The organism is Sphingobium sp. JAI105 (assembly GCF_015752145.1).
GTDB lineage: Bacteria > Pseudomonadota > Alphaproteobacteria > Sphingomonadales > Sphingomonadaceae > Sphingobium > Sphingobium xenophagum.
Genome location: NZ_JADOUC010000001.1, coordinates 1952501 through 1974839, shown reverse-complemented (window position 1 = coordinate 1974839; position 22339 = coordinate 1952501). Strand labels below are relative to the sequence as shown.

Here is a 22339-nt window from a genome sequence, read left to right as displayed (position 1 = left end):
CTATTCCGTCCCGTCGCTGGCCGTGTCATCGGGCGAGGAAACCAGCGACACCTTGTTCAGGCCAGCCCGGTTGAGTTCGGCCATCACCCGCATGACCCGGCCATAATCCAGCCCCTTGTCGGCGCGCAGGAAGATTTGCGGCGCGTCCGCCTTGCCCGCATTGGCCGCGACGATCTCCGCCAGGCGATCGGGCAGGTCGGCGTCGCTTACCGCATCTTCATCGACATAGGTCGCGCCGTCGCGATCAATCGACACGACTGTGGGCTTGGCGTCCTGATCCAGCCCCTTGGCACGGGTTTCGGGCAGGTTGACCGGCACGCCGGTCACGAGCAGCGGCGCTGTGACCATGAAGATGATCAGCAGCACCAGCATGACGTCGACCAGCGGCGTGACGTTGATGTCCGCCATCGGCGCGCGGCCACGGCCACGGCGGCTGGAGGGAGGGCCGGACATGGCCATTAGCGGGCGCTCCCCTTCACCGTCATGCCAGCCATCTCAGGCGTTGGCGCGCAAACGCACGAGACCCCAGCCTTCGCTGGGGTGACGGTATGTGTGGGGTGCATCACCGCTGCGCCTCCAGTTCGCGGCTGAGGGTGGCGTAGAAGCCGTCGGCAAAGCGGGTCAGGCGCGATTCCATGCGGTTGATGCCATGGCTGAAGCGGTTATAGGCGATGACCGCCGGGATCGCCGCGAACAAGCCGATCGCGGTGGCGAACAGCGCTTCGGCAATGCCCGGCGCTACGATCGCGAGTGAGCTATTCTGTTCCGCCGCGATCGCGGTGAAGGCGCGCATGATGCCCCAGACGGTGCCGAACAGGCCGACGAAGGGCGCAACCGATCCGACCGTCGCCAAAATGTTGAGCCGGTCGGACAGCCGGTCAACCTCCGCCGCGATCGTGCTGGACATGGTCGTCGCCAGCCGGTCGCGCGTGCCGTCGCGGTCGATCACCTTCTGCGCGGTCGATCGACGCCATTCGGTGACGCCGGCGGCCATCACCTTGGCCGCAGGATAGTCCGCCTTGCCGCGCGCTTCGTAGAAGCGGTCAATATCCTCCGCCTTCCAGAAATCCTGCTCGAAACTCTTGCTATGCTTGCTGGCGCGGCGGAGCGTCACGGAAAAGCCGATGATGATCGCCCAGGTCCAGATGCTGGCCAGCAACAGGCCCAGCATCACGCCCTTCACGACGATGTCGGCCTGAAGAAACAGGGCTAGCGGGGAAATGGTCGCGGCGTCGGCCACCGCGGCGACGTCTGGCAGGTTGAGGGTCATGGGTGGAAATCTTCCCCTTGGCAAAGGCGGCTGAAAATATCGGTCCAGGCTTTGGGTTGCCGTTGCGGGCGACCCTGCGGCGTCAACCAGGCGACCGATATGGTAGCGTCGGTCAACTGTTCTTCGGCGCGCATGACTGATTGATGAATGGCGCAGGTCGCCGCGCCCACCTGCACCACCCGGCTGACGACCATCAGGTCATCGTCCAAGCGCGCGGGGCGGCGGTAGCGGATCGTGAGGTCGGTGACGGCATAGACGCCCGTGCCACTGTCATGCGCGGCGCGCTGGTCGATGCCGGCAGCACGCAGCATGTCGGACCGGGCGCGCTCCATATAGCGCAGATAATTGGCGTGATAGACCAGGCCCGACAGGTCGGTATCCTCAAAATAGATGCGCAGCGGGAAGTGATGCACGGCAGCGACAAAGCGTCCGGTCGCCGGCATGGGCATCTGGTCTGAAACGGGCATGAGCGGCTTTTAACCATGGCGCACCGTTCAGGCAAAGGCGGAAACGTCTGTTTCTCGCGCTGGTAGCGCATTTTGTCGCCTGTGCTTTTTGGCGCGCGCACGCCTCTGGTCCCCGGACGGCACGAAGGCTAGGGAGTGGGCGCGAGTCAGAATGTGGGAGAAGGCCAGGATGACGGATATTCAAACGGTAGGTGTGATCGGCGCAGGGCAGATGGGCGCGGGGATCGCGCAGGTTGCGGCGCAGGCGGGGTATGAGGTGATCCTGTCGGACGTCGACCTGCCGCGCGCGCAAAAGGGCCGCGACGGCATCATTCGCCTGCTCGCCAAGGGCGTGGAGAAGGGCAAGATAGCTGAGAGCGATGCGGATGAGGCGATCGCACGGATCACCCCTGTGGGCGAGATCGCGCCGCTGGCGGGCGCGCAGCTGGTGATCGAGGCGGCGACCGAGCGCGAGGAGGTCAAGCGCGCGATCTTCACCAATGTCGGGCCGCTGCTGGCCGCTGACGCGATCCTGGCGACCAACACATCGTCCATTCCCATCACCCGCCTGGCGCAGGCCGCGCCGGATGCGGGGCGCTTTGTCGGCGTGCATTTCTTCAATCCCGTGCCGGTGATGGTGCTGGTAGAGGTCATTCGCGGCCTGGCCACCACGCCCGAAACGGTCGCGGCGGTCGAGGGCTTTGCGGGCCGGATCGGCAAGACGGTGGTGCAGGCGTTCGATGCGCCGGGCTTCGTCGTCAACCGCATATTGCTGCCGATGCTGAACGAGGCGGTGTTCGTGCTGGGCGAGGGCGTAGGCAGCGTGGTCGACATCGACATGGGGTGCAAGCTGGGCCTCAATCATCCCATGGGGCCGCTGACGCTGCTGGACTTCGTCGGGCTGGATACGGCGCTGGAAATCCTCAACGTGTTCCTGAGCACGACGGGCGATCCCAAATATCGCCCGGCGCCGCTGCTGGTCAAATATGTCGAAGCGGGCTGGTATGGCCGCAAGACCGGGCGGGGGTTTTACGACTATTCGGGCGCGGAGCCTGTGCCGACGCGGTGAGGGGCGTGAGGAGGGCAGTGCTATAGTCGGGCTGCCTTCCTCAGGGCATCATCTTCCATTTCTCCGTCATCCCAGCTTTTGCTGGGATGACGATGGTGGAGGGTCGGGGAGGTTATCCCGCGCCCAGTCCATGTTTCTTCATGCAATGGCGTAGCTGGTCGTAGGTCAGGCCCAGACCCTTGGCGGTGGCGCGCTGGTTGTAGCGGTGGCGGTCGAGCGCGGCGCGGATGATGGCGGCTTCGTGCGCGTCGACGGCAGCTTTCAGGTCGCTGATGGTTTCAATGGCGGGGGCTGGCGCTGGCGCGGGGGTGCTGTCGCCCGACGGCGCGGGCGCGCCGGGCATCAGTGGCTTGGGCTTCCAGGGGGAGGCGAAGGGATCGAAGGTCAGGCGGTCGATCGGCTTGCCCGGTTCGTCCCAGCGATAGACGGCCCGTTCCACCACATTGCGCAGTTCGCGGACATTGCCGGGCCAGCCATAGGCTTCGAGTTGCGCGGCGCAGACGGGGGAGAAGCCGGGCCATTGCGGCCAGTTGAGTTCGGCGGCCATGCGCCGCCCGAAATGGTCGGCCAGCACCGGAATATCGCCTTCGCGCGCGCGCAGGGGTGGCAGGGTGATGACTTCGAAACTCAGCCGATCGAGCAGATCCGGGCGAAAGCGCCCGGCATCGGCGGCGGCGGGCAGATCATCATTGGTCGCCGCCACGATCCGCACGTCCACCCGCAGCGGTTTCGACGCGCCGATCCGGGTGACTTCGCCATATTCGATCACGCGCAGCAGTCTTTCCTGCGCCGCCATCGAGAGCGTGCCCAATTCGTCCAGAAACAGCGTGCCGCCATCGGCTTCCTCGAACCGGCCCGGCCGGGCGCGGTTCGCGCCGGTGAACGCGCCCTGTTCATGGCCGAACAGTTCGGCTTCTATAAGGGTTTCGGGCAGGGCGGCACAGTTCATGACGATCAGCGGTTCGCCCCAGCGCGGGGAGAGGTGATGGAGCCGCTCGGCAATCAGTTCCTTGCCGGTCCCGCGCTCGCCGATCACCAGCACCGGACGGTTGAGTTCGGCCGCGCGGCCCGCCAGTTCGACCGCGTCGAGAAAGGCGAAGGACTGGCCGACAAATTGGGTATTTTTCTCCATGTCCCAACTTATGGTGAAATTTCCCACCTTTTGGCAAGGAATATTCTGGCACGGGCCGGGGAAAGGGCGGAAAAATGGCGCAAATCCGCGCTTTTCCGAAATTGGCACGGCCCCTGCAAAGCTACAGGCAATCCGCACAGACACAAGCGGAACGTCACGAAGGCCAAGGTTCAGGGAGTTATATCATGGAAAAGAACAACAACAGCATTCGCGAAATCGGCCAGCTGATGTCGGTCGCCGTCGCTGCGCTGCTGTTCGGATCGACCCTGATCCTGTCAGCGGTCGGCCCGGCCCGCGCCAGCGAAGCGCCCACGTCCGCCAGTCAGGCGGCCCCCATGGCCCTGTGCTATCTGGCCTAAGGTCGCCGCCCCCAAAGCATAAGATAAGGAGTGAAGTTCAGATGGGTATTTTTTCCCGCACCCGCGACATCATCGCCGCCAACGTCACCGACCTGCTCGACAAGGCCGAAGACCCGGCGAAGATGATCCGCATGATCATCCTCGAAATGGAGGAAACCCTGGTCGAGGTGCGCGCGTCCGCCGCCCGCACGATCGCCGACCAGAAGGAAATGCGCCGCCACATCGCCAAGCTGACGGCCCTGCAGGACAGCTGGACCGAGAAGGCGCAGCTGGCCTTGTCCAAGGATCGAGAGGATCTGGCCAAGGCGGCCCTGGTCGAACGCCAGAAGGCGACTGACATGGCCGAGCATCTGGCCCATGAGATCGAAACCCTGGACGAAGCGCTCAAAGCCGCCGAAGAGGATATTTCCAAGCTGCAGGGCAAGCTGCGCGAAGCCCGCGCCCGCCAGAACAGCCTGGTCACCCGGATGCAGAGCGCGGAAAACCGCCTGCGGGTGCGCGAAGCCTATGCCGGCGAGAAGGTGAACGAGGCGTTTGCGCGCTTCGACATGCTCGAAAGCCGGGTCGATCTGGCCGAAGGCCGCGCCGATGCGATGGCGCTGGGCGGCACGCCCAAGACGCTGGAGGAAGAGATTGCCGAGCTGAAGTCCGCCGACAAGGTGGATGCCGATCTGGCTGCGCTCAAGGCGTCCATGAACAAGGGAGCCTGATATCATGGAGGACATATTCCTGCCCATCATGATCTGCGGCATGTTGTTCATCGGCATGCCGTGGCTGATCTTCCACTATGTCACCAAATGGAAGCAGGCGCCCAAGATCACCGACGAGGATGAGAAGCTGCTGGACGAACTCCACCTTCTCGCCCGCCGCCTGGAAGAAAGGCTGATGACGGTCGAACGGATCGTCGCCGCCGACAACCCCGATTTCCGTCCGCGCCGCCCGGCACCCGATGCCGACCTGGGCGACGACGATTACAGCTTCGACCGGAGGAACTGAGATGACCGCCCGCCGCACCAAATTCTACCTCAACAAGGCCAATGGCAAATGGTCGGGCGTGTGCGCTGGCATCGCCGACTATAGCGGGATCGACGTCGTCTGGGTCCGTGTCGGCGCGGTGCTGATCACCCTGATGGGGGCCTTTCCCTGGACGCTGATCGCCTATTTCGCCGCCGTCTATTTCGCCGATGACAAGCCCAAGGGCCTCTATTCGGACCGGGATGACGAGAAATTCTGGCAGGGCGTGCGGACCAATCCGACCCGCTCCACCCGCGACGTCCGGTCCAAGTTCCGCGACATCGACCGCCGCCTGGCTGACATCGAAATCTACTATACCAGCCGCAACACGCGCCTGGCGGACGAGATCGACAGCTTGCGCTGAGCAGGTTTCGGGGCAGAATAACAGGGAGTTAAACCCATGAATTTCGGTGGACCTTTCTTTGTCCTGGCGATCATCGCCATGTCGACCCTGGGCTGGATGTTCACCACCTGGGTCCGTGCCCGCCACGGTTATCCGGTGGAAAATGAATGGACCGGCACCGTTGATCGAACGGACGGCGACGCTGGTCGAAAAATCGCCCTGTTGTCGGGTGAAAACGAAAAGCTGATGGGCCGCATCAGCCGCCTGGAGGAACGCATCGCCGTGCTGGAACGGATCGCCACCGATCCGGCCATCCGCACCGCGCGCGAAATCGAGGGGCTGCGCTGAGCGCGGTGCAAGGGAGTAGAGATCATGTTTCCATTTGCAGATTTCGCGCCGGTCGTCTTTGCCGTCGGATCGCTGGCGATCGTTGGCTGGGTGTTCACGACCTGGCTGCGCGTCAAGAACGGCTATCCGCTGGACGGCGCATGGGGGCAGGCGGTCTATCCGCAGAAGAATGAGGAAATGGTCGAGCGGGTGAAGCTGCTCAGCCAGGAAAATGCTCAGCTGCGCGCCGAAATCGGATCGATGAAGGATCGGCTGGCCGTGGTCGAGCGGATCGTCACCGACGAAAGCCACCAGCTCAATCGCGAAATCGAACGGCTGCGCAGCCCGGCCAACTGAGCGCGCGGTCAAAGGGAGAAATCATCATGAACCCGTTTGAAATGGTCGTCGCCATCATTGCGATCACCGCCATCGCCAGCGTCCTGCGCGCCAAATATGGCGTCGTGCGCCGGCACAAGGGCGAAGAATTCATCGCCCGCGGGCCGGACCCGGAAGCCGAACGGCTGCGTGCCGAGGTGAAGGCGCTGAAGGACCGCGTCGCGGTGCTGGAGCGTCTGGCGACCGATGGCACCAGCGCACTGGAACGCGAATTCGAGAAATTGCGGGACCGCGATTGAACGCGGCCCAAAGCCCAGGGAGGCTATCATGCAGGACCCCGCTCTCTATCTGACGATTGCATTGGCCGGACTGGCCGGCCTTTCCATCGTGACCATGGCCACTTTGCGCGGCTGGAACGGCTGGCTGGAATTGAAGCGCGCGGAACTGGGGCATCGCGGCGAAGCGAGCGCGCCCCCGTCTGCCGCCGCGCGGATCGAGGTCGCCGACCTTAAAGAACGCATCCGCAAGCTGGAAGCGATCGCGGCGGGCGTGGATTTGTAAGCTGCTCTTTCCCCGTTCGGCCCCGGACGTGATCCGGGGTTGTCGAAGCCTAGCGCTTGCTTTCAATAGAAGTACGGCCCTTCGACAGGCTCAGGGCGAACGGTTTGAGGGCTTTCCCCCCGCGATAATCCCCCTATATGGGCGGCCATGACCGATCCAAGCGCCCTGGCCGATATTTACGAAGAATATGAATTTCTGGACGCGGACGACCGCTATCGTCTGCTGATCGATCTGGGCCGGGCGCTCGAACCCATGCCCGACGCGCTCAAGACCGATGCGACGCTGGTGCGTGGCTGTTCGGCGGCTGTGTGGGTCTATCCCACCGTGCTGGACGATGGGAGGCTGCATTTCCTGGCCGACAGCAATGCCGCGATCACCAAGGGGATCATCGCGCTGGTGCTGCTGACCGTGCAGGACAAAAGCCCCGCCACGATCGGCGCTGCGGACATAGAGGGGGCGCTGGCCCCGTTCGACCTGAAGAATCAGCTGAGTTCCAACCGGACCCAGGGCATCCCCAATATGATCGCCCTGATCCGCGACACAGCGGCGCGGTACAGCGCTTAAAGGGAAACCTGCATCAAGTTGCGGCGTTGAATGTCCCGACAAGGAGATTCAGTCATGCGCCATTTCATCGCCATTACAGCCATCGGGCTGCTCGCGGCCTGTTCGTCGGGCGACAAGGGGCCGACCCAGCGCGACACGATCGGCCAGACGTGGAAATATGAGGCCGGGTCGGGCGGCAAGCCCAAGCTGGCCTATATCGGCAGCGCCAATGCGGTGCCGACGATGACGGCGGCGGACACGTTCGCGGTCATGCTGGTCCAGCCAATGGACAATGCCGAAAAGTCGGTGACGGTGAAGCTGGTCGGCGCGCCGTTCCAGTGCGACCTGTCCGATTGCGCCGTGACCGCGACGGCCGATGGCGGTCGGCCGCTGCGCTGGAAGGGGCGGATGACCGACGCCAAGGACGGGATCGAGATATTGCCGTCGCAAAACGCCTATGAGGCGATCGCCAAGGCGCAGACGGTATCGGTCAATCTGGTGACCGGGCCGAAGGATCAGAGCGCGCCCTTTGCCTTCAACGTCGCCGGGCTGGATTTGAAGGGGTGATGCAACAATAGTCGTCATCCCTTTCTTCGGCGCTCAGGCAAAGAAGGCAGAGAGACCCCAGCGTTCGCTGGGGTGACGGTTAGGTTTCACTCCTGCAACGACACGCCGGGGCTGCGCGGGTCGGCGGCGCCGATCCAGTGGCCATCGGGCGCGCGTTCGGCGGCGTTGGCTTTCAGGCCAAGGCGCGAGACGGTGACGCGGTGGCCCAGCTTCTCCAGCGGCGCCTGCATCGCTTCCAGCCCGGTGCCCTGTTCGAGCACCAGCCCGTCGCCGTTGAAGAAGATGAGGCCCGTCGCGATCGAATCCTGCGCCGACATGCCCCAGTCGAAATGGGCGATCAGCGCCTTGGCCACCTGCATGATGATGGTCTTGCCGCCCGCCGCGCCGACGGTGAAGATGGGCGTCCCCTTGGCATCATAGACGATGGTGGGTGACATGGAGGAAAGGGGCCGCTTGCCCGGCCCCACGGCGTTGGCGACCGGCGCGCCATCCTTTTCCGGCGTGAAGCTGAAATCGGTCAGTTCATTGTTGAGGATGACGCCATTGGCGACCAGCTGGCTGCCGAAAAAGCTTTCGATGGTGGAGGTCCAGGCGGCGATGTCGCCATTGCGGTCGACCGCGACGAAATGGCTGGTGCCGCTTTCGGGCTGGGGCAGCGACGCGGTGCGCGGCTGCGCGCCGGGCGGGGTGCCGGGCTGATAGTCATTGAGCGCCTTGTTGAGGCGGATGCGGGCGGAGCGTTGCTTGAGATAGGTCGGATCGATCAGGCCGCTGATCGGCACGGCGACGAAATCGGGATCGCCAAGCCAGGTGCCGCGATCGGCATAGGCCAGTTGCATCGCTTCGCCGATGACGTGCCAGGAGCGCGGATCATCCTTGCCCCAAGCGCTAAGCGGAAAGCGCTCCACCATGCCCAATATCTGGAGCACGGTTATGCCGCCGCCCGATGCCGGTCCCATGCCGCACACGGTATAGACGCGATATGTCCCGCAGACCGGCTTGCGCGGCTTGGCCTGATAGGCGGCGATGTCCGCTTGCGTCATCGGCACCGGGTTTTTGGGCGCGTTGGTGACCGCCTGCGCCATCAGCCGGGCATTTTCGCCGGTGTAGAAGGCGTCCGGCCCCTCCGCCGCGATCCGTTTGAACAGTGCGGCGAGTGGCGGATTTTTGAGGATCGTGCCCATCGGCGCGGGCTTGCCGTCGATCCAGAAATATTTCTGGATTTCGGGGAAGTCGGCCCAGACCCCCGCCACCGCCTTCATCGCCGTGTCGAGCCGCTGGCGCACCTCAAATCCGTCCTCCGCCGCGCGGATCGCGGGCTGGAACAGGTCGGCCCAGGGCAGCTTGCCCCATTTCCTGTGGGCGTCCCACGCCAGGCGCAGATTGCCCGGCACGCCAACCGAATAGCCACCGGGCCAGGCGTTGCGGAAGGACAGCGGCTTGCCATCGGCGCCCATGAAGCGATCGGGCCGGGCGGCGGCGGGCGCGGTTTCGCGACCGTCGATCGATTCCAGCACGCCGCTCTGCCCGTCATGATGCATCAGGAAACCGCCGCCGCCGATGCCGCTATTATGCGGTTCCACGACATTGAGCGTCAGCATCATCGCGATCGCCGCGTCCGTCGCGCTGCCGCCCTTGCGCAATATCTCCTGCCCGGCGGCGGCGGCGCGCGGATCGGCGGCGGAGACGGTGGCGTTGGTCGATACCGGCTCGCGTGCCATGGCGGGCAGCGGCAGGGTGGCGATAAGGGCGATGGGGGCCAGCAGGCCGAGCGGGCGGAATCTCATGCCCGCTACCCTACGCATTGCGTTGCCTGCCGCAACCCTTTGACGATGCCAATAGCAGGCAGGCGGACTGCGCTTCATGACAATCCTGCCCTTGCAGAGGGGATACCCCTCCACCATTCGCTTCGCGAACGGTCCCCACCCCCTTGCAGGGGAGGATGTTGCGGGACTGCATTGCCACAAAAAGGGCCGCGCAGTTTGCACCGCGCGGCCTTTTCGATTCGGTCGGACAAGCGGACGTTTCAGTCCTTCTTCGTCGCCTGATAGCGGGCAATGGCTTCCAGCGTGATCTGCCGGGCATCCTCAGCGCCGCCCCAGGTGCCGATCCGCACCCATTTGGTCTTTTCCAAGTCCTTGTAATGGGTGAAGAAATGTTCGATCTGTTCCATCACGATGCCGGGCAGGTCATCCTTTTCACCCACGTCGGCATAATAAGGGAAGGTCTTGTTGTCCGGCACGCAGACCAGCTTTTCGTCGCCGCCCGCTTCATCTTCCAGGTTCAGCACCGCGATCGGGCGTGCGCGGACGACCGAACCGGGGACGAAGGGCGAACGCGCGATGACGAGTGCGTCCAGCGGATCGCCATCGGGCGACAGCGTGTGCGGCACGAAGCCGTAATTGGCCGGATAGCGCATCGGCGTGTGCAGGATGCGATCCACGAACAGCGCGCCCGACGCCTTGTCGAACTCATATTTCACCGGTTCGCCGCCGACCGGAACTTCGATGATGACATTCAGGCTGTTGGGCGGATCATCGCCAACCGGAATCAGTTCGATATTCATGGATACGCCTTTTGTTGCACTTGGCTTCGGGGTGTTTATGTTTTCGGTTTGAGCAGCTTGTCGAGGCTGCCCTCACCCTCTCCTGTCTTTTCGAGGCGCGGATAGCGCAGCCCGCCCGAATAATCGAGTGACAAAGTGCGGTAATATTTGTCCTTCTTTAGGATGATCTGGAACGGCGCCTTGGCCTTGATCGCCGCCTTGAACACATCGCCCGAATATTCATCGCCATTGACTGCCACGATCTTGGCACCGACCAGCAGGCCCGCCTTGAACGCCGGGCTGTCCCAGATGACGCTGCTGATTTCGCCGTCATTCTTGACGATCAGGCCGATGCCATAGCTTTGGTCGACAATCTTGTTCGCGCCTTCGGCCGCTTTGGTAATGGCATTGGGGGTGTCGCCATAGACCAGCTTATATCCGCCCATGGTAAAGCCGCCCTTGGGCGTTTCGCGCGTCGGGCTGTCCACATAGGTCTGGAAGAAACCGGCCCAGTCATAGGGCGCGATGCCGTTCAGCGTGTTGATGACATCCTGCCGGTTATAGACAAGTTCGCCCCAGTCGCCCGGCTTCACGCCGAAAAAGGCCTTGGCGAAATCGTCCAGCCCCTTGGCACCCCTGGTCTGCTTGCGGATGATCGCGTCGGCCTCCAGCCAGATCATCAGCCCTTCATTATAATAGTCCTCCGACCGCTGCCAGCTGACCCAGCCCTTGGGCCGGCGGGCGGAAATGATGGGATCATGCGTCGTATCCTCCATCGGCCGCCATTGCCGACCGACCGTGGTGTCCAGCTTGGCCGCGATCTGGGCATAGGCGTCGAGCGTTTCCTGCTTGGTGAACAGGCCCGACCGTGCGCCCAGCACATAGCCCCAGAATTGCGTCTGCCCTTCATAGACCCACAGCAGATTGTCCTGCATCGGCGTGCGGAAATCGGGGGTCCATAGCAGGTCGGGGCGGCGGAACTTGCCGTCCCAGCTATGGGTGAATTCATGGGGCAGCAGGTTGCGGTCCAGCAACGCCTCGCCATCGCTCCATTTCTTGAAATAGCCCGGCTCGACCTGATTTTCCGAGCTGCGATGATGCTCCAGGCCAATGCCGCCCATTTCGTCGGTGATCGCCAACAGGAAATCATAATGGTCGAAATGATAGCTGCCAAACAGCGCGCCCGCTTCGTCCACCAGGCGTTTGTGCTTGGCGATCTGCTCCGGGGTATAGACCAGTTCGTCGGCATCATCGGCCACGATGTTGAGCGTGACGTTGTTGCCCAGATCCACCGCCTTGAAATGCTCGCCGGCAAAGACGGGCGAATCCTGCAACGCTTCATAGTCGATCACGTCATAGGCGACGGTATCGCCGGTCCGCTTGCCCCGCAGCGCGGTCGCGGCCTGCCAGCCGGCGGGATAGGTGACGGTCGCCTGCACCGGAATCTGGCGGGTATAATAGCCCGCCGGATAGAGCGAGACCGCTTCCCACTGGATATTCTGCATCTTGGGCGTCACCACGACGCGGCCCTGATTGCCCGCGGTCGCGGACAGGAACTGGAACTGGGCGACGACCTGTTTCGTCCCCTGCGGCACGTCGATGACGAAGCCGTAGACGTTCAGCGGATCACGCTTCCAGCTCAGCGGCTTGCCATCGGCGGTGAAGGTCAGGCCGCTCAGCTTTTCCAGCTGGCCGCGCGGGGCGTGATTGCCCGGCAACCATTCGGGCATCAGCAGCGTCATCGGCCCGCTGGTCGCGACCGGGATCGTCTCCTTCACGCGGAAGATGCGCTGGGTCGTGTCGCTGGCGTCAACCTCCAGCTTGATGGTGCCGCCGGGATAGGGAATGTCCTTTGGCGCGGGGGTTGCGTCGTTGACCGGCAGGGCGGTGGGTTTGGACCGGATCGCTTCCTGGGCGGCTAGCGGGCTGGCGATGGCCAGGGAAATGCCCGTTGTCAGGCAAAGGGCGGCAGCAAGGCTGCGGATCATGAACGTCTCCGAAAATACAGGCTGGGCCGGACGGCCCTCATGCCGTCACAATGGCCTTGTCTCTTGGCCTCGTCCACCCCTTGCGCTGACCCAAATATTCATTTCACCCGGCCTGAAATGAAGCTAAAGGCCCGGCATATGGCGAAAATCGAAACCCCGCGCCCGGTTCGCGGCACGCAAGACATGTTGGGCGGCACAGCAGAAGCGTTTGCAGAACGCTTTGCGCATGTGGTCGCGACCTTTGACCGGGTGCGCAAACTTTACGGCTTTCAGCGGGTAGAGGTGCCGGTATTCGAATCCACTGCCGTTTTCGCCCGGTCGCTGGGCGAATCCACCGACGTCGTGTCGAAGGAAATGTACACGTTCGAGGATCGCGGCGGCGATTCCATCACGCTGCGCCCGGAATTTACCGCCGGGATCAGCCGCGCCTATATTACCGAGGGCTGGCAGCAATATGCGCCGCTCAAGGTGGCGACGCATGGCCCGCTGTTCCGCTACGAACGGCCGCAAAAGGGCCGCTTCCGCCAGTTTCACCAGCTCGACGCCGAAATCATCGGCGCGGCCGAGCCGGGCGCGGACGTCGAATTGCTGGTGTTCGCGGACCAGTTGCTCAAGGAACTGGGCATTGACGAGGGCGTGACGCTGACGCTCAACACGCTGGGCGACGCGGCCAGCCGGGAAGCCTGGCGCGCCGCGCTGATCGCGCATTTCGAGGCGCATCGCGGGGACTTGTCGGAGGACAGCGTCGATCGGCTGGCGAAGAATCCCTTGCGCATCCTTGACAGCAAAGACCCGCGCGACCGCCCCGTCGCCGACAGTGCGCCCGACATCGACGCCTATCTGACCGATGAAGCGCGCAGCTTTTTCGAGAAGGTGACGAGCGGCCTGGATGCGGCGGGCGTGGCATGGGAACGCAATGCCCGGCTGGTCCGCGGCCTCGATTATTATCGCCACACCGCGTTCGAGTTCGTCACCGACCGGCTGGGCGCGCAAGGCACGGTGCTGGGTGGCGGGCGCTATGACGGGCTGATCGAGAATCTGGGTGGCCCCGCGACGCCTGCGGTCGGATGGGCAGCGGGGATCGAGCGGCTGGCGATGCTGGTGGATGCGCCGGAGCGCGAGCGGCCGGAGATCGCAGTCATACCCGACAATCCCGAACTCCAACTAGCTAGCATTGCAATAGCTGGTCGCCTTCGAGCGGCTGGCATTGCTACCGAACTTGCCGTTCGAGGAAACGCTAAAAAGCAAACTGAACGTGCAGTAAAGGCAGGCATTGAAGCGCTGTTGTTCGTCCGTGCGCCTGACGCTTCGGGGGGAGAATATTATTTGAGATATAATGGCGCTGATATCGGTGGCTTGAGAGCTATCAGCGATCGTGTTCAACTTGCATTGAAGTTGGAGCAATTGATGAGCGGGACTGGCGCTCGTTAATGCACATCTCCGCCGAACGCATTGCGCAGATCGAGGCGCGCCGGGATGAGGTGCAGGCGTCGATGACGCGGGCCGATCTGCCCGCCGATGCGTTTGTGCGCCTGTCCAAGGAATATGCCGAGATCGAGCCGGTGGCCCGCGCCGCGCATGAAGTGCGCCGTTTGCGGCAGGAACTGGCTGCGCTCGATTATATGACGGGGGGCGCGGATGCGGACGCGGACCCGCTGATGCGCGAAATGGCGCAGGAGGAGATGCAGATCCTCAAAAGCCAGTTGCCTGCCGCCGAACGGGCGCTGGCGCTGCAATTGCTGCCCCGCGATTCGGCCGATGCGCGCCCGGCCATGCTGGAAATCCGCGCCGGCACTGGTGGGGACGAGGCGGCCCTGTTCGCAGGCGACCTGTTCCGCATGTATCAGCGCTATGCCGATTCGGTCGGCTGGAAGATGGAGCTGATGTCCGCCAACCCCTCCGAAGCGGGTGGGTATAAGGAAGTCGTCGCGTCCGTCACCGGCACCGGCGTGTTCGCGAAACTGAAGTTTGAAAGCGGCGTCCACCGCGTCCAGCGCGTGCCCGTCACCGAAAGCGGCGGGCGCATCCATACATCGGCGGCGACCGTCGCGGTGCTGCCGGAGCCGGAGGAGGTCGACGTCCAGATCGCCGACAGCGACCTGAAGATCGACATATATCGGGCGTCGGGCGCTGGCGGTCAGCATGTCAACACCACCGATTCGGCGGTCCGCATCACCCATTTGCCCAGCGGTCTGGTCGTGATCCAGCAGGACGAACGGTCCCAGCACAAGAACAAGGCCAAGGCGATGCAGGTGCTGCGCGCGCGCCTCTACGAAGCCGAACGCGAACGCACCCAGAGCGAGCAGGCCGGCGCGCGCAAGGCGATGGTGGGATCGGGCGACCGATCCGAACGCATCCGCACCTATAATTTCCCGCAAGGGCGCGTCACCGACCATCGCATCAACCTGACGCTGCATCGCCTGCCGGAAATATTGGAAGGGCCGGGGCTGGCCGAAGTGATCGACGCGCTGATTGCGGAGGATGAAGCCGCCCGGCTGGCGCAACTGGACGGGATCGGTTGAGCGGCATCGCAGGGGACGGGGGCATGGCCGACGCCCTGCGCGCCGCCACTGCCCGGATCAGCGCCGCCAGCGACACGCCGCGCCTGGACGCGGAATTGCTGATGGCCCATGCGCTGGGTCTTTCCCGCAACGCGTTGCTGCTGCGCCAGCGCGACCTGCGCGTCCCGCCCGGCTTTGCGGCGCTGACGGATCGCCGCGTCGCGGGGGAGCCGGTTGCCTATATTACGGGCTTTCGCGATTTCTGGACGATCAGCCTGGCCGTCACCCCCGACGTCCTTATCCCGCGCCCGGACAGCGAAACGCTGATCGAGGCGGCGGTCGCCCATTTCACGGCGCGCGCGCCGCGATCCATCCTCGACCTTGGCACAGGCTCCGGCGCGTTGCTGCTGGCGGCGCTGAGCGAATGGCCCGATGCCCATGGCCTGGGCATCGACGCGTCGCCCGGCGCGCTGGCGGTGGCGCAAGGCAATGCGGAACGGCTGGGGCTGGCGGGCCGCGCGACCTTCCGCCCCGGCGACTGGGCGCAGGGCATTGACGGGCGCTTCGACCTGATCCTGATCAACCCGCCCTATATCGCGCGCAGCCTCGCGCTGGCGGGCGATGTGCTGCATGAGCCGGACAGCGCGCTCTTCGCGGGGGTTGAGGGGCTGGACGATTATCGCCGGATCGTGCCCGACCTGCCCCGCCTGATCGCGCCGGACGGCATGGCCGCGATCGAAATCGGCTATGATCAGAAGGATGCGGTTTCCGCGCTGCTGGGCGACGTGGGCCTGGCCGTCCGGGCGCTGCAAGACCTTGCCGGGCATGATCGTTGTCTGGTCGCAACCATGTCCAAAGGGACAGGCGCAATGCAATTAACGCCGTGACAAGCGGAAATTGCTTGGTTTCTCCAGCGAAAGTCTCTACATCGACAGCAGGGATGGCACTATATCGTGATATGGTTAGTTTAGGCCATTGATAGAAAAAGCCATTTTCTACGCTCCTGACAGTCATGACGGCGCTGCTGCCCGGCGCCGCTGGCATCTTGAGGCACTGGCCCTTTGAACCGGCCATGCCCTGCGGAGCCGTATCCGGCCTGATGTGCGGGCCGTGCTTGGGGATGGCGACGGAACAGAGTTTTCAGCCAATATGATGACAGCGAACGCAAGGATCATGTCTTGATCAACAACCGGCAGGCCGGTCGCCGCAATCGCGGCCGGAACAATAATAACAATGGACGTCCCAATAATGGTGGCAATCGCGGCGGGGGCGATAGCGGTAACCGCATCGACAACCGCGCGCGGGGCAATGCGGCCCAGCTTCTTGAGAAATACAAGAATATGGCGCGCGATGCCCAGATGGCGGGCGACCGGGTGAATGCGGAATATTATCTGCAATTTGCCGACCATTATTTCCGCGTCCTGGCCGACAATCGCGCCCGGCAGGAAGAGCAGCAGGCCAATCAGCCGCAGCGTCACCGCCGCCCGGACGAGAATTTCGACGAGGATGGCGACGATTTCGACGGCGTCGCCGACGGTGTCGACGAATTCCGCACCGATTCTGCCTCCTATGATCGCACCCCGCGCGAACAGCCCGACCGGGGCCAGCGGGACTATAATGACCGCGCGCCGCGCGATCAGGATCGTGCCCCGCGCGACAATGACCGCGCCGCGCGCGATCAGGGCGATCGTCCGCAGCGCGACCAGAATCGCCGTCAGGACGAATCACGCGATAGTCGTGAGGATCGTGGGCGCGACGATCGTGGGCGTGAAGATCGCGGCCCGCGCCGTGACCGTCCGCGTCGCGACCGGCCCGTCTTTGCCGAAGCGCAGCCGCAGGTCGAACAGCCCGCGCCTGCTCCTGTCGCAGCGCCGGTCGTAGAGGCTGCGCCCGTCCAGCAGGCACCCGCGCCGCAGAGCGAAGAAGCGCCCCGTCCGCGCCGTGGCCGTCCGCGCAAGATCGTCGAACCGGCAGCCGCCGAAGCGACCGAGGGTCTGGACATGGCGATCCTGCCGCCCTCGATCGCGCGGGCCGACAATGACAGCGAAGCCAGCGAGGAGGCGCCCAAGAAGCGCACCCGCCGCCCCCGCGCCACGACGACGCAGGCGGCCGAATAAGCCGCTTCGCCGCATCCGGCATGAAAAAGGGGACGACGCCAAGCGCGCCGTCCCCTTTTTCATGCCCGCTTCCCAAGTCGGGCCGCTTGCGGCACAAGGCGACGACATTGTTGGGAGAGACTTGGCCCCATGACTACCCTTCGCCTGTTCGTGCCGCTTCTATGTGCCCTCCCCATTGCCGCGCTGGCGCAGGACGCCGCCGATCCGACCGGGGCTTCGGCCCAGGGCGATGTTGCGGTCACCATCTATAATGGCGGCCAGTCGCTGGTGCAGGATGACCGGCAACTGGCGATGACGCAGGGGCGCAACCGCATCGAATTTCCCGATGTGTCGGCGCGCATCCGGCCTGAAACCGTCACCCTGTCGGGGCCGGGCATCGCGATCGTCGAACAGAATTTCGACTATGATCTGCTGTCGCCCGACAAGCTGATGGACAAGGCCGTCGGGCAGGAGGTGACGCTGGTGCGCACCAATCCCGCGACCGGCGCGGAAACGCGCGAGCGGGCCAAGATACTCGCGGCCAATGGCGGCATCGTGCTCCAGATCGGCGCACGGATCGAGGTGCTGCGCGACGATGGCCTGCCGGTGCGGGTGATATTCGATCGGGTGCCGCCCAATTTGCGCGCCAAGCCGACCCTGTCGGTCACGGTCGATGCGGCGCGCGGTGGCACGGTGCCGACCCGCCTGTCCTACCTGACCCCCAATATGGGCTGGACCGCCGATTATGTCGCGCTGTTCGACGCGGCCAAGGGCGCGATGGACATGCAGGGCTGGGTCACGCTGACCAACAATACCGGCACGACCTTCAACAATGCGCGGACCATCCTGGTCGCAGGCAATCCCGCCAATGGGGGCGGTCGCCGCAACTGGTGGCAATCGGGCAGCGGCGCGATCGACCAGGCGGGAACGGAAAGCGGCCCGCGCGAACGGCTGGGCGACTATTATCTCTATCCGCTGGAGCGCCGCACGACGATTGCCAACGCGCAGCAGAAACAGGTGAGTTTTCTGGACGTGAAGGGCGCGCCGGCGCGGGCGACCTATGAATATCTCAACCCCTGGCTCGGCAGTTCAGCCGAACCGCTGAGTGCGTCGAGCGTGCTGAAATTCTCGACATCCAAACAGGGCGGGCTTGGCGATCAACTGCCCGCGGGCACGATCCGCGTCTATATGCGCGACGCGCGCGGCGATCCGCAATTCATCGGCGAAAACAGCATCGACCATACGCCGATGGGATCGTCGATGGCGCTGCGCACGGGCGAGGCGTTCGACGTCAAGGTCCGGCCAACGGTCGAACAGCGCATGAAAAAGGGCGGATCGCGCTGGGAAACACGGATGCGCTATACGCTGACCAACGCCCGGCCCGAAGCGATCACGATCGATCTGGCGCAGGGCGGGCTGTGGGGCGACACCCGCGTCACCGCGCAGAGCGTGGAAGGGCGGCGCGTGTCGGCCGACCGGATGGAATGGAGCGTGCCGGTCCCGGCCAACGGGTCGGTCGACCTGACCGTCACTTTCGAATCGCGCTACTGAAGCGGGTCGTAGTGCGGCTTTTGCGATATTGGGCGCCTGTTCCGGCCTTCGCGGGTTGGCTTTTGACGCTGTCTCTTTGTGCCATTGCTCCATCGGTGCAGGCCGATACCGTCATTTCCACCCGGATCGATTCGGTATCGGTCACCGTCTATCGCGCGCCGGGCCGCGCGGCTGGCGCGATCGATCGTGACTGGCCGCGCGGCTATGCACTGGTCACCGAAACCCGCACGGTCGATCTGCCGCAGGGCGAATCGGTGGTCCGGTTCGAAGGGGTGGCCGAAGGGCTGATGCCCGAAACCGCCATCCTGACCGGCATGCCGCACGGCGTGCGGGAGAAGAATCGCGATGCGCGGCTGCTGTCGCCCGCGGGGTTGGTCGACGCCTATCTCAAGCGCCGCGTCACGCTGCGCCGCACCGACCGCGCCACCGGCAAGGTGACCGAGCAGGAGGCGATACTGAGCGCCGGGCCGACCGGCGGTGTGATTGTCCACACAGCACAGGGCTATGAAGCGCTGGGGTGCAGCGGCCTGCCCGAAAGGATGTTCTACCCACAGGCACCCAAGGATCTGTCGCCGCGTCCGACGCTGTCGGTGATTGCGACCAGCGACCGGGCGACCCGCGCGACGTTGCAACTCACCTATCTGGCCGAAGGGTTCGACTGGTCCGCTTCCTATGTCGCCGACATGCAGGGGGATGGCAGCAGGCTGGACCTGATGGCGTGGCTGACGGTCGCCAATGGCGGCGTCACCGGCTTTGCCGGCGCCCAGCTCAACGTCATTGCCGGACAGCCCCATCGCCAGCCACGCGGGGATCAGCCACGGCCCACCGGCGGCCCGCTGCGCCTGACCTGCTGGCCGATGGACATTACCAGCACCCATCCGCGCTGGAACCTGTTTCCGGTCGAGATGCCCCCGGCAATGATGGCGGACGGCGCGCAGGAGATCATGGTGACGGCGCAGCGCACGACCCGAGCGGTCCTTTCGCCGATGGCTGTTGCCGCTCCGCCGCCGCCCGCGCCTGTCGTGGCGGAACAGGAGGATCTGGGCGATCTGAAATTCTACCGCGTGCCCGTGTCCGTGACGGTCGCCGCCAGCAGCCAGAAGCAGGTCGCGCTGCTGCGCCAGCCCGGCGTCAAGGTCGAGCGCCTTTACGCAGCGACGGTCAGCGGGGCATTGGACGCGGGCGAATCCCGGCCGATGACGCTGCGGTTGCGGCTACAGAATCGCAAGGATGATGGCCTTGGCCTGCCCATGCCGTCAGGGCGCGTCGCGGTTTTCGAGCAGGTGGACGATATGCGCCTGCTGGCCGGGGAGGCGGACATTGGCGACAAGGCGGCGGACGAGCGGATCGACTATGACCTCGCTGAAAGCGCGGACGTCCGCATCGCGGTGCGGCCGACGGGTTCGACGCGCGAGCGCCCGGACTGGACGATCGCGCTCAGCAACGCCCGGCCGTTCGATGTGACCGCCGAAGTCACCATCCCGCACGACATAGAGCCCCGCCCGAAGGACATGGAGCGGCGCGGCAATGCATGGATCTGGCGAGTCACAGTCCCCGCCAATGGCAAGGCCGACCTGACCTATACGCGGCGTTTGCCGCGCTGAGCTTTCAGGCGTCGGGCAGGGGGCGGGGCCGGTGATTTTCGTCCAGCGCGACGAAGGTGAACAGTCCGCTGGTCAGATCCACTTGCTCCTCCTGCGGTCCGCGAACCGCCACCACGTCGATGCGGATGGCGACCGACGTGCGGCCTCGCCGCTCCTCATGGGCGTAGACCGACACGACATCCCCCAGCAATATGGGGGTGATGAACTTCATGCTTTCGATCGCCACGGTCGCAACCGCGCCCTGCGCGATCCGATGGGCGATGATGCCGCCCGCAATGTCCATCTGGCTGAGTACCCAGCCGCCGAAAATATGGCCATTGGCGTTGATGTCGGCCAGCCGCGGCATCACGCGCAACACGACATCACCGCGCGTCTTGGTCATGCTCTGGCACCTCATCCTTGATCCGGTCGATTACCTGTTCATCATGCCCGGTGCCGCTGGACAGGAAAACCAGCGCCATCAGGCCGGTTCCCAGCATGAAGGTCAACCATACGCCCAAAATCGTGGCGATGATCATGTGGATCGGCATCGGCCCGGCCCATAGCCGCAGGAAGATGAGCGAAGCCGCCACGCAGGCCGCGCCCCCCGCGGCCATCCACAGCATGATGCGGCGAAACCGCGTCCATGCGGCTGCGGCAATTTGTGGATCGTCGAGGGCTTGTTTGCGTGTCATCTCTTTTCTTTGGCTTACGAAAATGTGATCATCAAGCATTGAGACATAATGTCCAGGAAAGGAGAGCGGTCATGACCATCGCGGCGATATTGGAGGGCAAGGGGCGTGACGTCATCCAGGTGCGATCGACCGACAGCGTGCTGTCCGTCGTGACGCTGCTGGCGGAACAGCGGATCGGTTGCGTGCCGGTGGTGGATGACGGGCAGGTAGTCGGGATATTTTCCGAGCGCGACCTGGTCTATCGCGTCGCGACCGAAGGCGCGGCGGCGCTGGAGCGTCCCGTTGCGGAAGTGATGACCGCCCCTGCCATCACCATTGACGACGACACGCCGGTCATGGCGGGCCTGTCGCTGATGACCAAGCGGCGCATCCGCCACCTGCCGGTCGTCGTCGGCGGCGAATTGATCGGGCTGATTTCGATCGGCGATCTCGTCAAGTTCCGCATCGACCGGATCGAGGCGGAAGCGGCTGCGCTGCGCGACTATATCCAGACCGCCTGAAAGACGGGCTCGACACGCGCTCTTGCGCGCCTGTCGAGCCACATTCTCAGGCGGGCGCCTGAACCGGCGGCGCGCGGCGAATCACCAGCGCGACCAGTTCCATCAGCGTGCCCCGCGCGCACAGCATCAACGCGGCGAGGAAAGCTATGCCCCCCGTCGGCACCAGCACGGCAAGCCGCACCGGCGCAGCCAGCGGCGGCAGGATGCGATCGACCGCCAGCACGACGCCCGCCATCAGGATCGCGCAGCCCAGCCCCGGCGCAGCGGCCCGCACCAGATCGATCAGGCGCAGGCCCATTGGCGCCCCGGCCAGCCGCGCCGTCACGATCGTCAGGATCGGAAACGCGCCGAGCCACGCCCAGGCAAGGCCGATCGCGCCGAAGGAGATGCCGATGAGGAAGGCGACCGGCATCAGCACCGCGCCGACGCCCGCGATTCGCGCGGTCGTGCCGGGGCGGCCCAGCGCATTGCTGACCGGCGCGAACATCACCTGCAACGTCATGAACGGCATGGCCAGCGCCAGCACCGCGACGAAGGGGGCCATCTCCAGCCATTTCGCCCCGAACAATGTTTCGACCAAAGGCTCTGCGGTCACGGCCATGCCCAGATAGACCGGGCAGGATATGAGCAGCAGCAGCCGCACCGCCTTGCAAAAGGACCAGGCGACACGCGATGGGTCTTTCTGCATCCGCGCATAGGCGGGAAAGGCGACGTCGTTGAGCGGCGGGATGAACTTGCTGACGAAAATCTGGGTCAGGAACAGCGCTTCGGCATAAAGGCCCAGCTGGTGCGGCTCCAGCACGCGCCCGCCGATGAAAATATCCGCCTGGCTCTGGATGATCCAGAAGAGCTGGCCGCCCAGCAGCGAAGCACCATAGGCGACCATCGCGCCAGTGCCGCGAAAATCGAATGT

At 64.5% G+C, this 22339-nt stretch carries 28 protein-coding genes (1 of these 28 only partly in view); 18 read left to right on the top strand and 10 right to left on the bottom strand.

Features of this window, described 5'->3' with window-relative positions; genetic code table 11:
* The 3 genes from tolR to IWY39_RS09480 form a co-directional block, all read right to left on the bottom strand.
* Positions 1–459 carry a protein TolR gene (tolR, locus tag IWY39_RS09490; RefSeq protein WP_017182968.1) on the bottom strand — a complete coding sequence of 153 codons (459 nt, stop codon included), beginning with the start codon at positions 457–459 and terminating at the stop codon, positions 1–3.
* A 103-nt stretch (positions 460–562) separates the two neighbouring features.
* Complete coding sequence (gene tolQ / locus IWY39_RS09485) at positions 563–1270, bottom strand: protein TolQ (RefSeq protein WP_107125893.1); 708 nt, start codon at positions 1268–1270, stop codon at positions 563–565.
* Complete coding sequence (locus IWY39_RS09480; RefSeq protein WP_019053468.1) at positions 1267–1737, bottom strand: YbgC/FadM family acyl-CoA thioesterase; 471 nt, start codon at positions 1735–1737, stop codon at positions 1267–1269. Before IWY39_RS09480 ends, tolQ begins: the two co-directional genes overlap by 4 nt.
* Before the next feature lie 169 nt (positions 1738–1906).
* Between IWY39_RS09480 and IWY39_RS09475 the strand changes: the two genes are divergently transcribed.
* The gene (locus IWY39_RS09475; RefSeq protein ID WP_107125892.1) at positions 1907–2785 is read left to right on the top strand and encodes a 3-hydroxyacyl-CoA dehydrogenase NAD-binding domain-containing protein; all 879 of its coding nucleotides are present in this window, start codon (positions 1907–1909) and stop codon (positions 2783–2785) included.
* Positions 2786–2897: 112 nt separating this feature from the next.
* On the opposite strand, the gene pspF is transcribed toward IWY39_RS09475, so the two are convergent.
* Complete coding sequence (gene pspF, locus IWY39_RS09470) at positions 2898–3917, bottom strand: phage shock protein operon transcriptional activator (protein WP_107125891.1); 1020 nt, start codon at positions 3915–3917, stop codon at positions 2898–2900.
* A 185-nt stretch (positions 3918–4102) separates the two neighbouring features.
* On the opposite strand from pspF, the gene IWY39_RS09465 reads away from it, so the two are divergent.
* The 10 genes from IWY39_RS09465 (at position 4103) to IWY39_RS09420 (ending at position 7967) form a co-directional block, all read left to right on the top strand.
* A complete protein-coding gene (locus IWY39_RS09465; protein ID WP_167539642.1) occupies positions 4103–4276 on the top strand; it encodes a hypothetical protein in 174 nt (57 codons plus the stop codon).
* 41 nt (positions 4277–4317) lie between these two features.
* Positions 4318–4986 (top strand): phage shock protein PspA, encoded by a 669-nt coding sequence (gene pspA / locus IWY39_RS09460; protein WP_017182975.1) that lies wholly within the window; start codon positions 4318–4320, stop codon positions 4984–4986.
* Between the two features lie 4 nt (positions 4987–4990).
* Entirely contained in the window at positions 4991–5272 is a 282-nt protein-coding gene (gene pspB, locus IWY39_RS09455) for an envelope stress response membrane protein PspB (protein WP_017182976.1), read from the top strand.
* A gap of 1 nt (position 5273) precedes the next feature.
* Positions 5274–5654, top strand: coding sequence for an envelope stress response membrane protein PspC (pspC, locus tag IWY39_RS09450; RefSeq protein WP_006953513.1), 381 nt, complete (start codon positions 5274–5276; stop codon positions 5652–5654).
* A gap of 36 nt (positions 5655–5690) precedes the next feature.
* Complete coding sequence (locus tag IWY39_RS09445) at positions 5691–5981, top strand: hypothetical protein (RefSeq protein ID WP_017182978.1); 291 nt, start codon at positions 5691–5693, stop codon at positions 5979–5981.
* Between the two features lie 24 nt (positions 5982–6005).
* Positions 6006–6317, top strand: a complete 312-nt coding sequence (locus IWY39_RS09440) for a hypothetical protein (RefSeq protein ID WP_017182979.1) — start codon at positions 6006–6008, stop codon at positions 6315–6317.
* 26 nt (positions 6318–6343) lie between these two features.
* Entirely contained in the window at positions 6344–6595 is a 252-nt protein-coding gene (locus tag IWY39_RS09435; protein WP_017182980.1) for a hypothetical protein, read from the top strand.
* A gap of 28 nt (positions 6596–6623) precedes the next feature.
* On the top strand, positions 6624–6857 hold the full coding sequence (locus IWY39_RS09430; protein WP_017182981.1) for a hypothetical protein: 234 nt from the start codon (positions 6624–6626) through the stop codon (positions 6855–6857).
* Between the two features lie 147 nt (positions 6858–7004).
* On the top strand, positions 7005–7421 hold the full coding sequence (locus IWY39_RS09425) for a SufE family protein (protein WP_017182982.1): 417 nt from the start codon (positions 7005–7007) through the stop codon (positions 7419–7421).
* Between the two features lie 54 nt (positions 7422–7475).
* On the top strand, positions 7476–7967 hold the full coding sequence (locus IWY39_RS09420; protein WP_107125889.1) for a hypothetical protein: 492 nt from the start codon (positions 7476–7478) through the stop codon (positions 7965–7967).
* Positions 7968–8053: 86 nt separating this feature from the next.
* On the opposite strand, the gene ggt is transcribed toward IWY39_RS09420, so the two are convergent.
* The 3 genes from ggt to IWY39_RS09405 form a co-directional block, all read right to left on the bottom strand.
* Positions 8054–9754 (bottom strand): gamma-glutamyltransferase, encoded by a 1701-nt coding sequence (gene ggt / locus IWY39_RS09415; protein ID WP_107125888.1) that lies wholly within the window; start codon positions 9752–9754, stop codon positions 8054–8056.
* 239 nt (positions 9755–9993) lie between these two features.
* A complete protein-coding gene (gene ppa, locus IWY39_RS09410; protein ID WP_017182985.1) occupies positions 9994–10533 on the bottom strand; it encodes an inorganic diphosphatase in 540 nt (179 codons plus the stop codon).
* Positions 10534–10568: 35 nt separating this feature from the next.
* Positions 10569–12500, bottom strand: a complete 1932-nt coding sequence (locus IWY39_RS09405; RefSeq protein WP_107125887.1) for a M61 family metallopeptidase — start codon at positions 12498–12500, stop codon at positions 10569–10571.
* 138 nt (positions 12501–12638) lie between these two features.
* Here IWY39_RS09405 and hisS point away from each other — a divergent pair, with 138 nt between their 5' ends.
* From hisS to IWY39_RS09375, 6 genes are all read left to right on the top strand, one after another.
* On the top strand, positions 12639–13931 hold the full coding sequence (hisS, locus tag IWY39_RS09400) for a histidine--tRNA ligase (protein WP_229380739.1): 1293 nt from the start codon (positions 12639–12641) through the stop codon (positions 13929–13931).
* The gene (prfA, locus tag IWY39_RS09395; RefSeq protein ID WP_017182988.1) at positions 13931–15022 is read left to right on the top strand and encodes a peptide chain release factor 1; all 1092 of its coding nucleotides are present in this window, start codon (positions 13931–13933) and stop codon (positions 15020–15022) included. Before hisS ends, prfA begins: the two co-directional genes overlap by 1 nt.
* Before the next feature lie 23 nt (positions 15023–15045).
* The gene (prmC, locus tag IWY39_RS09390; RefSeq protein WP_107125886.1) at positions 15046–15888 is read left to right on the top strand and encodes a peptide chain release factor N(5)-glutamine methyltransferase; all 843 of its coding nucleotides are present in this window, start codon (positions 15046–15048) and stop codon (positions 15886–15888) included.
* A 291-nt stretch (positions 15889–16179) separates the two neighbouring features.
* A complete protein-coding gene (locus tag IWY39_RS09385; protein ID WP_107125885.1) occupies positions 16180–17118 on the top strand; it encodes a DUF4167 domain-containing protein in 939 nt (312 codons plus the stop codon).
* 129 nt (positions 17119–17247) lie between these two features.
* Positions 17248–18648 carry a DUF4139 domain-containing protein gene (locus tag IWY39_RS09380; RefSeq protein WP_107125884.1) on the top strand — a complete coding sequence of 467 codons (1401 nt, stop codon included), beginning with the start codon at positions 17248–17250 and terminating at the stop codon, positions 18646–18648.
* 95 nt (positions 18649–18743) lie between these two features.
* Complete coding sequence (locus IWY39_RS09375) at positions 18744–20252, top strand: DUF4139 domain-containing protein (RefSeq protein WP_107125883.1); 1509 nt, start codon at positions 18744–18746, stop codon at positions 20250–20252.
* A 4-nt stretch (positions 20253–20256) separates the two neighbouring features.
* On the opposite strand, the gene IWY39_RS09370 is transcribed toward IWY39_RS09375, so the two are convergent.
* On the bottom strand, positions 20257–20634 hold the full coding sequence (locus tag IWY39_RS09370) for an acyl-CoA thioesterase (protein ID WP_017182993.1): 378 nt from the start codon (positions 20632–20634) through the stop codon (positions 20257–20259).
* On the bottom strand, positions 20615–20926 hold the full coding sequence (locus IWY39_RS09365; RefSeq protein ID WP_019053483.1) for a hypothetical protein: 312 nt from the start codon (positions 20924–20926) through the stop codon (positions 20615–20617). The genes IWY39_RS09370 and IWY39_RS09365 overlap by 20 nt, the downstream gene beginning before the upstream one ends.
* A gap of 71 nt (positions 20927–20997) precedes the next feature.
* Here IWY39_RS09365 and IWY39_RS09360 point away from each other — a divergent pair, with 71 nt between their 5' ends.
* Entirely contained in the window at positions 20998–21426 is a 429-nt protein-coding gene (locus tag IWY39_RS09360) for a CBS domain-containing protein (protein WP_017182995.1), read from the top strand.
* Between the two features lie 46 nt (positions 21427–21472).
* Here IWY39_RS09360 and IWY39_RS09355 read toward each other — a convergent pair whose 3' ends face one another.
* Positions 21473–22339: the 3' portion of a lipopolysaccharide biosynthesis protein gene (locus IWY39_RS09355; protein ID WP_019053484.1), read on the bottom strand. 621 nt of this gene lie beyond the right edge of the window; 867 of the gene's 1488 nt are visible here — the last part of the coding sequence; its start codon lies off the right edge, out of view; its stop codon occupies positions 21473–21475.

Bases quoted from the DNA above. Each gene is read 5' to 3' on its own strand.
- tolR (WP_017182968.1), bottom strand. From the start codon at position 459: ATGGCCATGTCCGGCCCTCCCTCCAGCCGCCGTGGCCGTGGCCGCGCG.
- tolQ (WP_107125893.1), bottom strand. From the start codon at position 1,270: ATGACCCTCAACCTGCCAGACGTCGCCGCGGTGGCCGACGCCGCGACC.
- IWY39_RS09480 (WP_019053468.1), bottom strand. From the start codon at position 1,737: ATGCCCGTTTCAGACCAGATGCCCATGCCGGCGACCGGACGCTTTGTC.
- IWY39_RS09475 (WP_107125892.1), top strand. From the start codon at position 1,907: ATGACGGATATTCAAACGGTAGGTGTGATCGGCGCAGGGCAGATGGGC.
- pspF (WP_107125891.1), bottom strand. From the start codon at position 3,917: ATGGAGAAAAATACCCAATTTGTCGGCCAGTCCTTCGCCTTTCTCGAC.
- IWY39_RS09465 (WP_167539642.1), top strand. From the start codon at position 4,103: ATGGAAAAGAACAACAACAGCATTCGCGAAATCGGCCAGCTGATGTCG.
- pspA (WP_017182975.1), top strand. From the start codon at position 4,318: ATGGGTATTTTTTCCCGCACCCGCGACATCATCGCCGCCAACGTCACC.
- pspB (WP_017182976.1), top strand. From the start codon at position 4,991: ATGGAGGACATATTCCTGCCCATCATGATCTGCGGCATGTTGTTCATC.
- pspC (WP_006953513.1), top strand. From the start codon at position 5,274: ATGACCGCCCGCCGCACCAAATTCTACCTCAACAAGGCCAATGGCAAA.
- IWY39_RS09445 (WP_017182978.1), top strand. From the start codon at position 5,691: ATGAATTTCGGTGGACCTTTCTTTGTCCTGGCGATCATCGCCATGTCG.
- IWY39_RS09440 (WP_017182979.1), top strand. From the start codon at position 6,006: ATGTTTCCATTTGCAGATTTCGCGCCGGTCGTCTTTGCCGTCGGATCG.
- IWY39_RS09435 (WP_017182980.1), top strand. From the start codon at position 6,344: ATGAACCCGTTTGAAATGGTCGTCGCCATCATTGCGATCACCGCCATC.
- IWY39_RS09430 (WP_017182981.1), top strand. From the start codon at position 6,624: ATGCAGGACCCCGCTCTCTATCTGACGATTGCATTGGCCGGACTGGCC.
- IWY39_RS09425 (WP_017182982.1), top strand. From the start codon at position 7,005: ATGACCGATCCAAGCGCCCTGGCCGATATTTACGAAGAATATGAATTT.
- IWY39_RS09420 (WP_107125889.1), top strand. From the start codon at position 7,476: ATGCGCCATTTCATCGCCATTACAGCCATCGGGCTGCTCGCGGCCTGT.
- ggt (WP_107125888.1), bottom strand. From the start codon at position 9,754: ATGAGATTCCGCCCGCTCGGCCTGCTGGCCCCCATCGCCCTTATCGCC.
- ppa (WP_017182985.1), bottom strand. From the start codon at position 10,533: ATGAATATCGAACTGATTCCGGTTGGCGATGATCCGCCCAACAGCCTG.
- IWY39_RS09405 (WP_107125887.1), bottom strand. From the start codon at position 12,500: ATGATCCGCAGCCTTGCTGCCGCCCTTTGCCTGACAACGGGCATTTCC.
- hisS (WP_229380739.1), top strand. From the start codon at position 12,639: ATGGCGAAAATCGAAACCCCGCGCCCGGTTCGCGGCACGCAAGACATG.
- prfA (WP_017182988.1), top strand. From the start codon at position 13,931: ATGCACATCTCCGCCGAACGCATTGCGCAGATCGAGGCGCGCCGGGAT.
- prmC (WP_107125886.1), top strand. From the start codon at position 15,046: ATGGCCGACGCCCTGCGCGCCGCCACTGCCCGGATCAGCGCCGCCAGC.
- IWY39_RS09380 (WP_107125884.1), top strand. From the start codon at position 17,248: ATGACTACCCTTCGCCTGTTCGTGCCGCTTCTATGTGCCCTCCCCATT.
- IWY39_RS09370 (WP_017182993.1), bottom strand. From the start codon at position 20,634: ATGACCAAGACGCGCGGTGATGTCGTGTTGCGCGTGATGCCGCGGCTG.
- IWY39_RS09365 (WP_019053483.1), bottom strand. From the start codon at position 20,926: ATGACACGCAAACAAGCCCTCGACGATCCACAAATTGCCGCAGCCGCA.
- IWY39_RS09360 (WP_017182995.1), top strand. From the start codon at position 20,998: ATGACCATCGCGGCGATATTGGAGGGCAAGGGGCGTGACGTCATCCAG.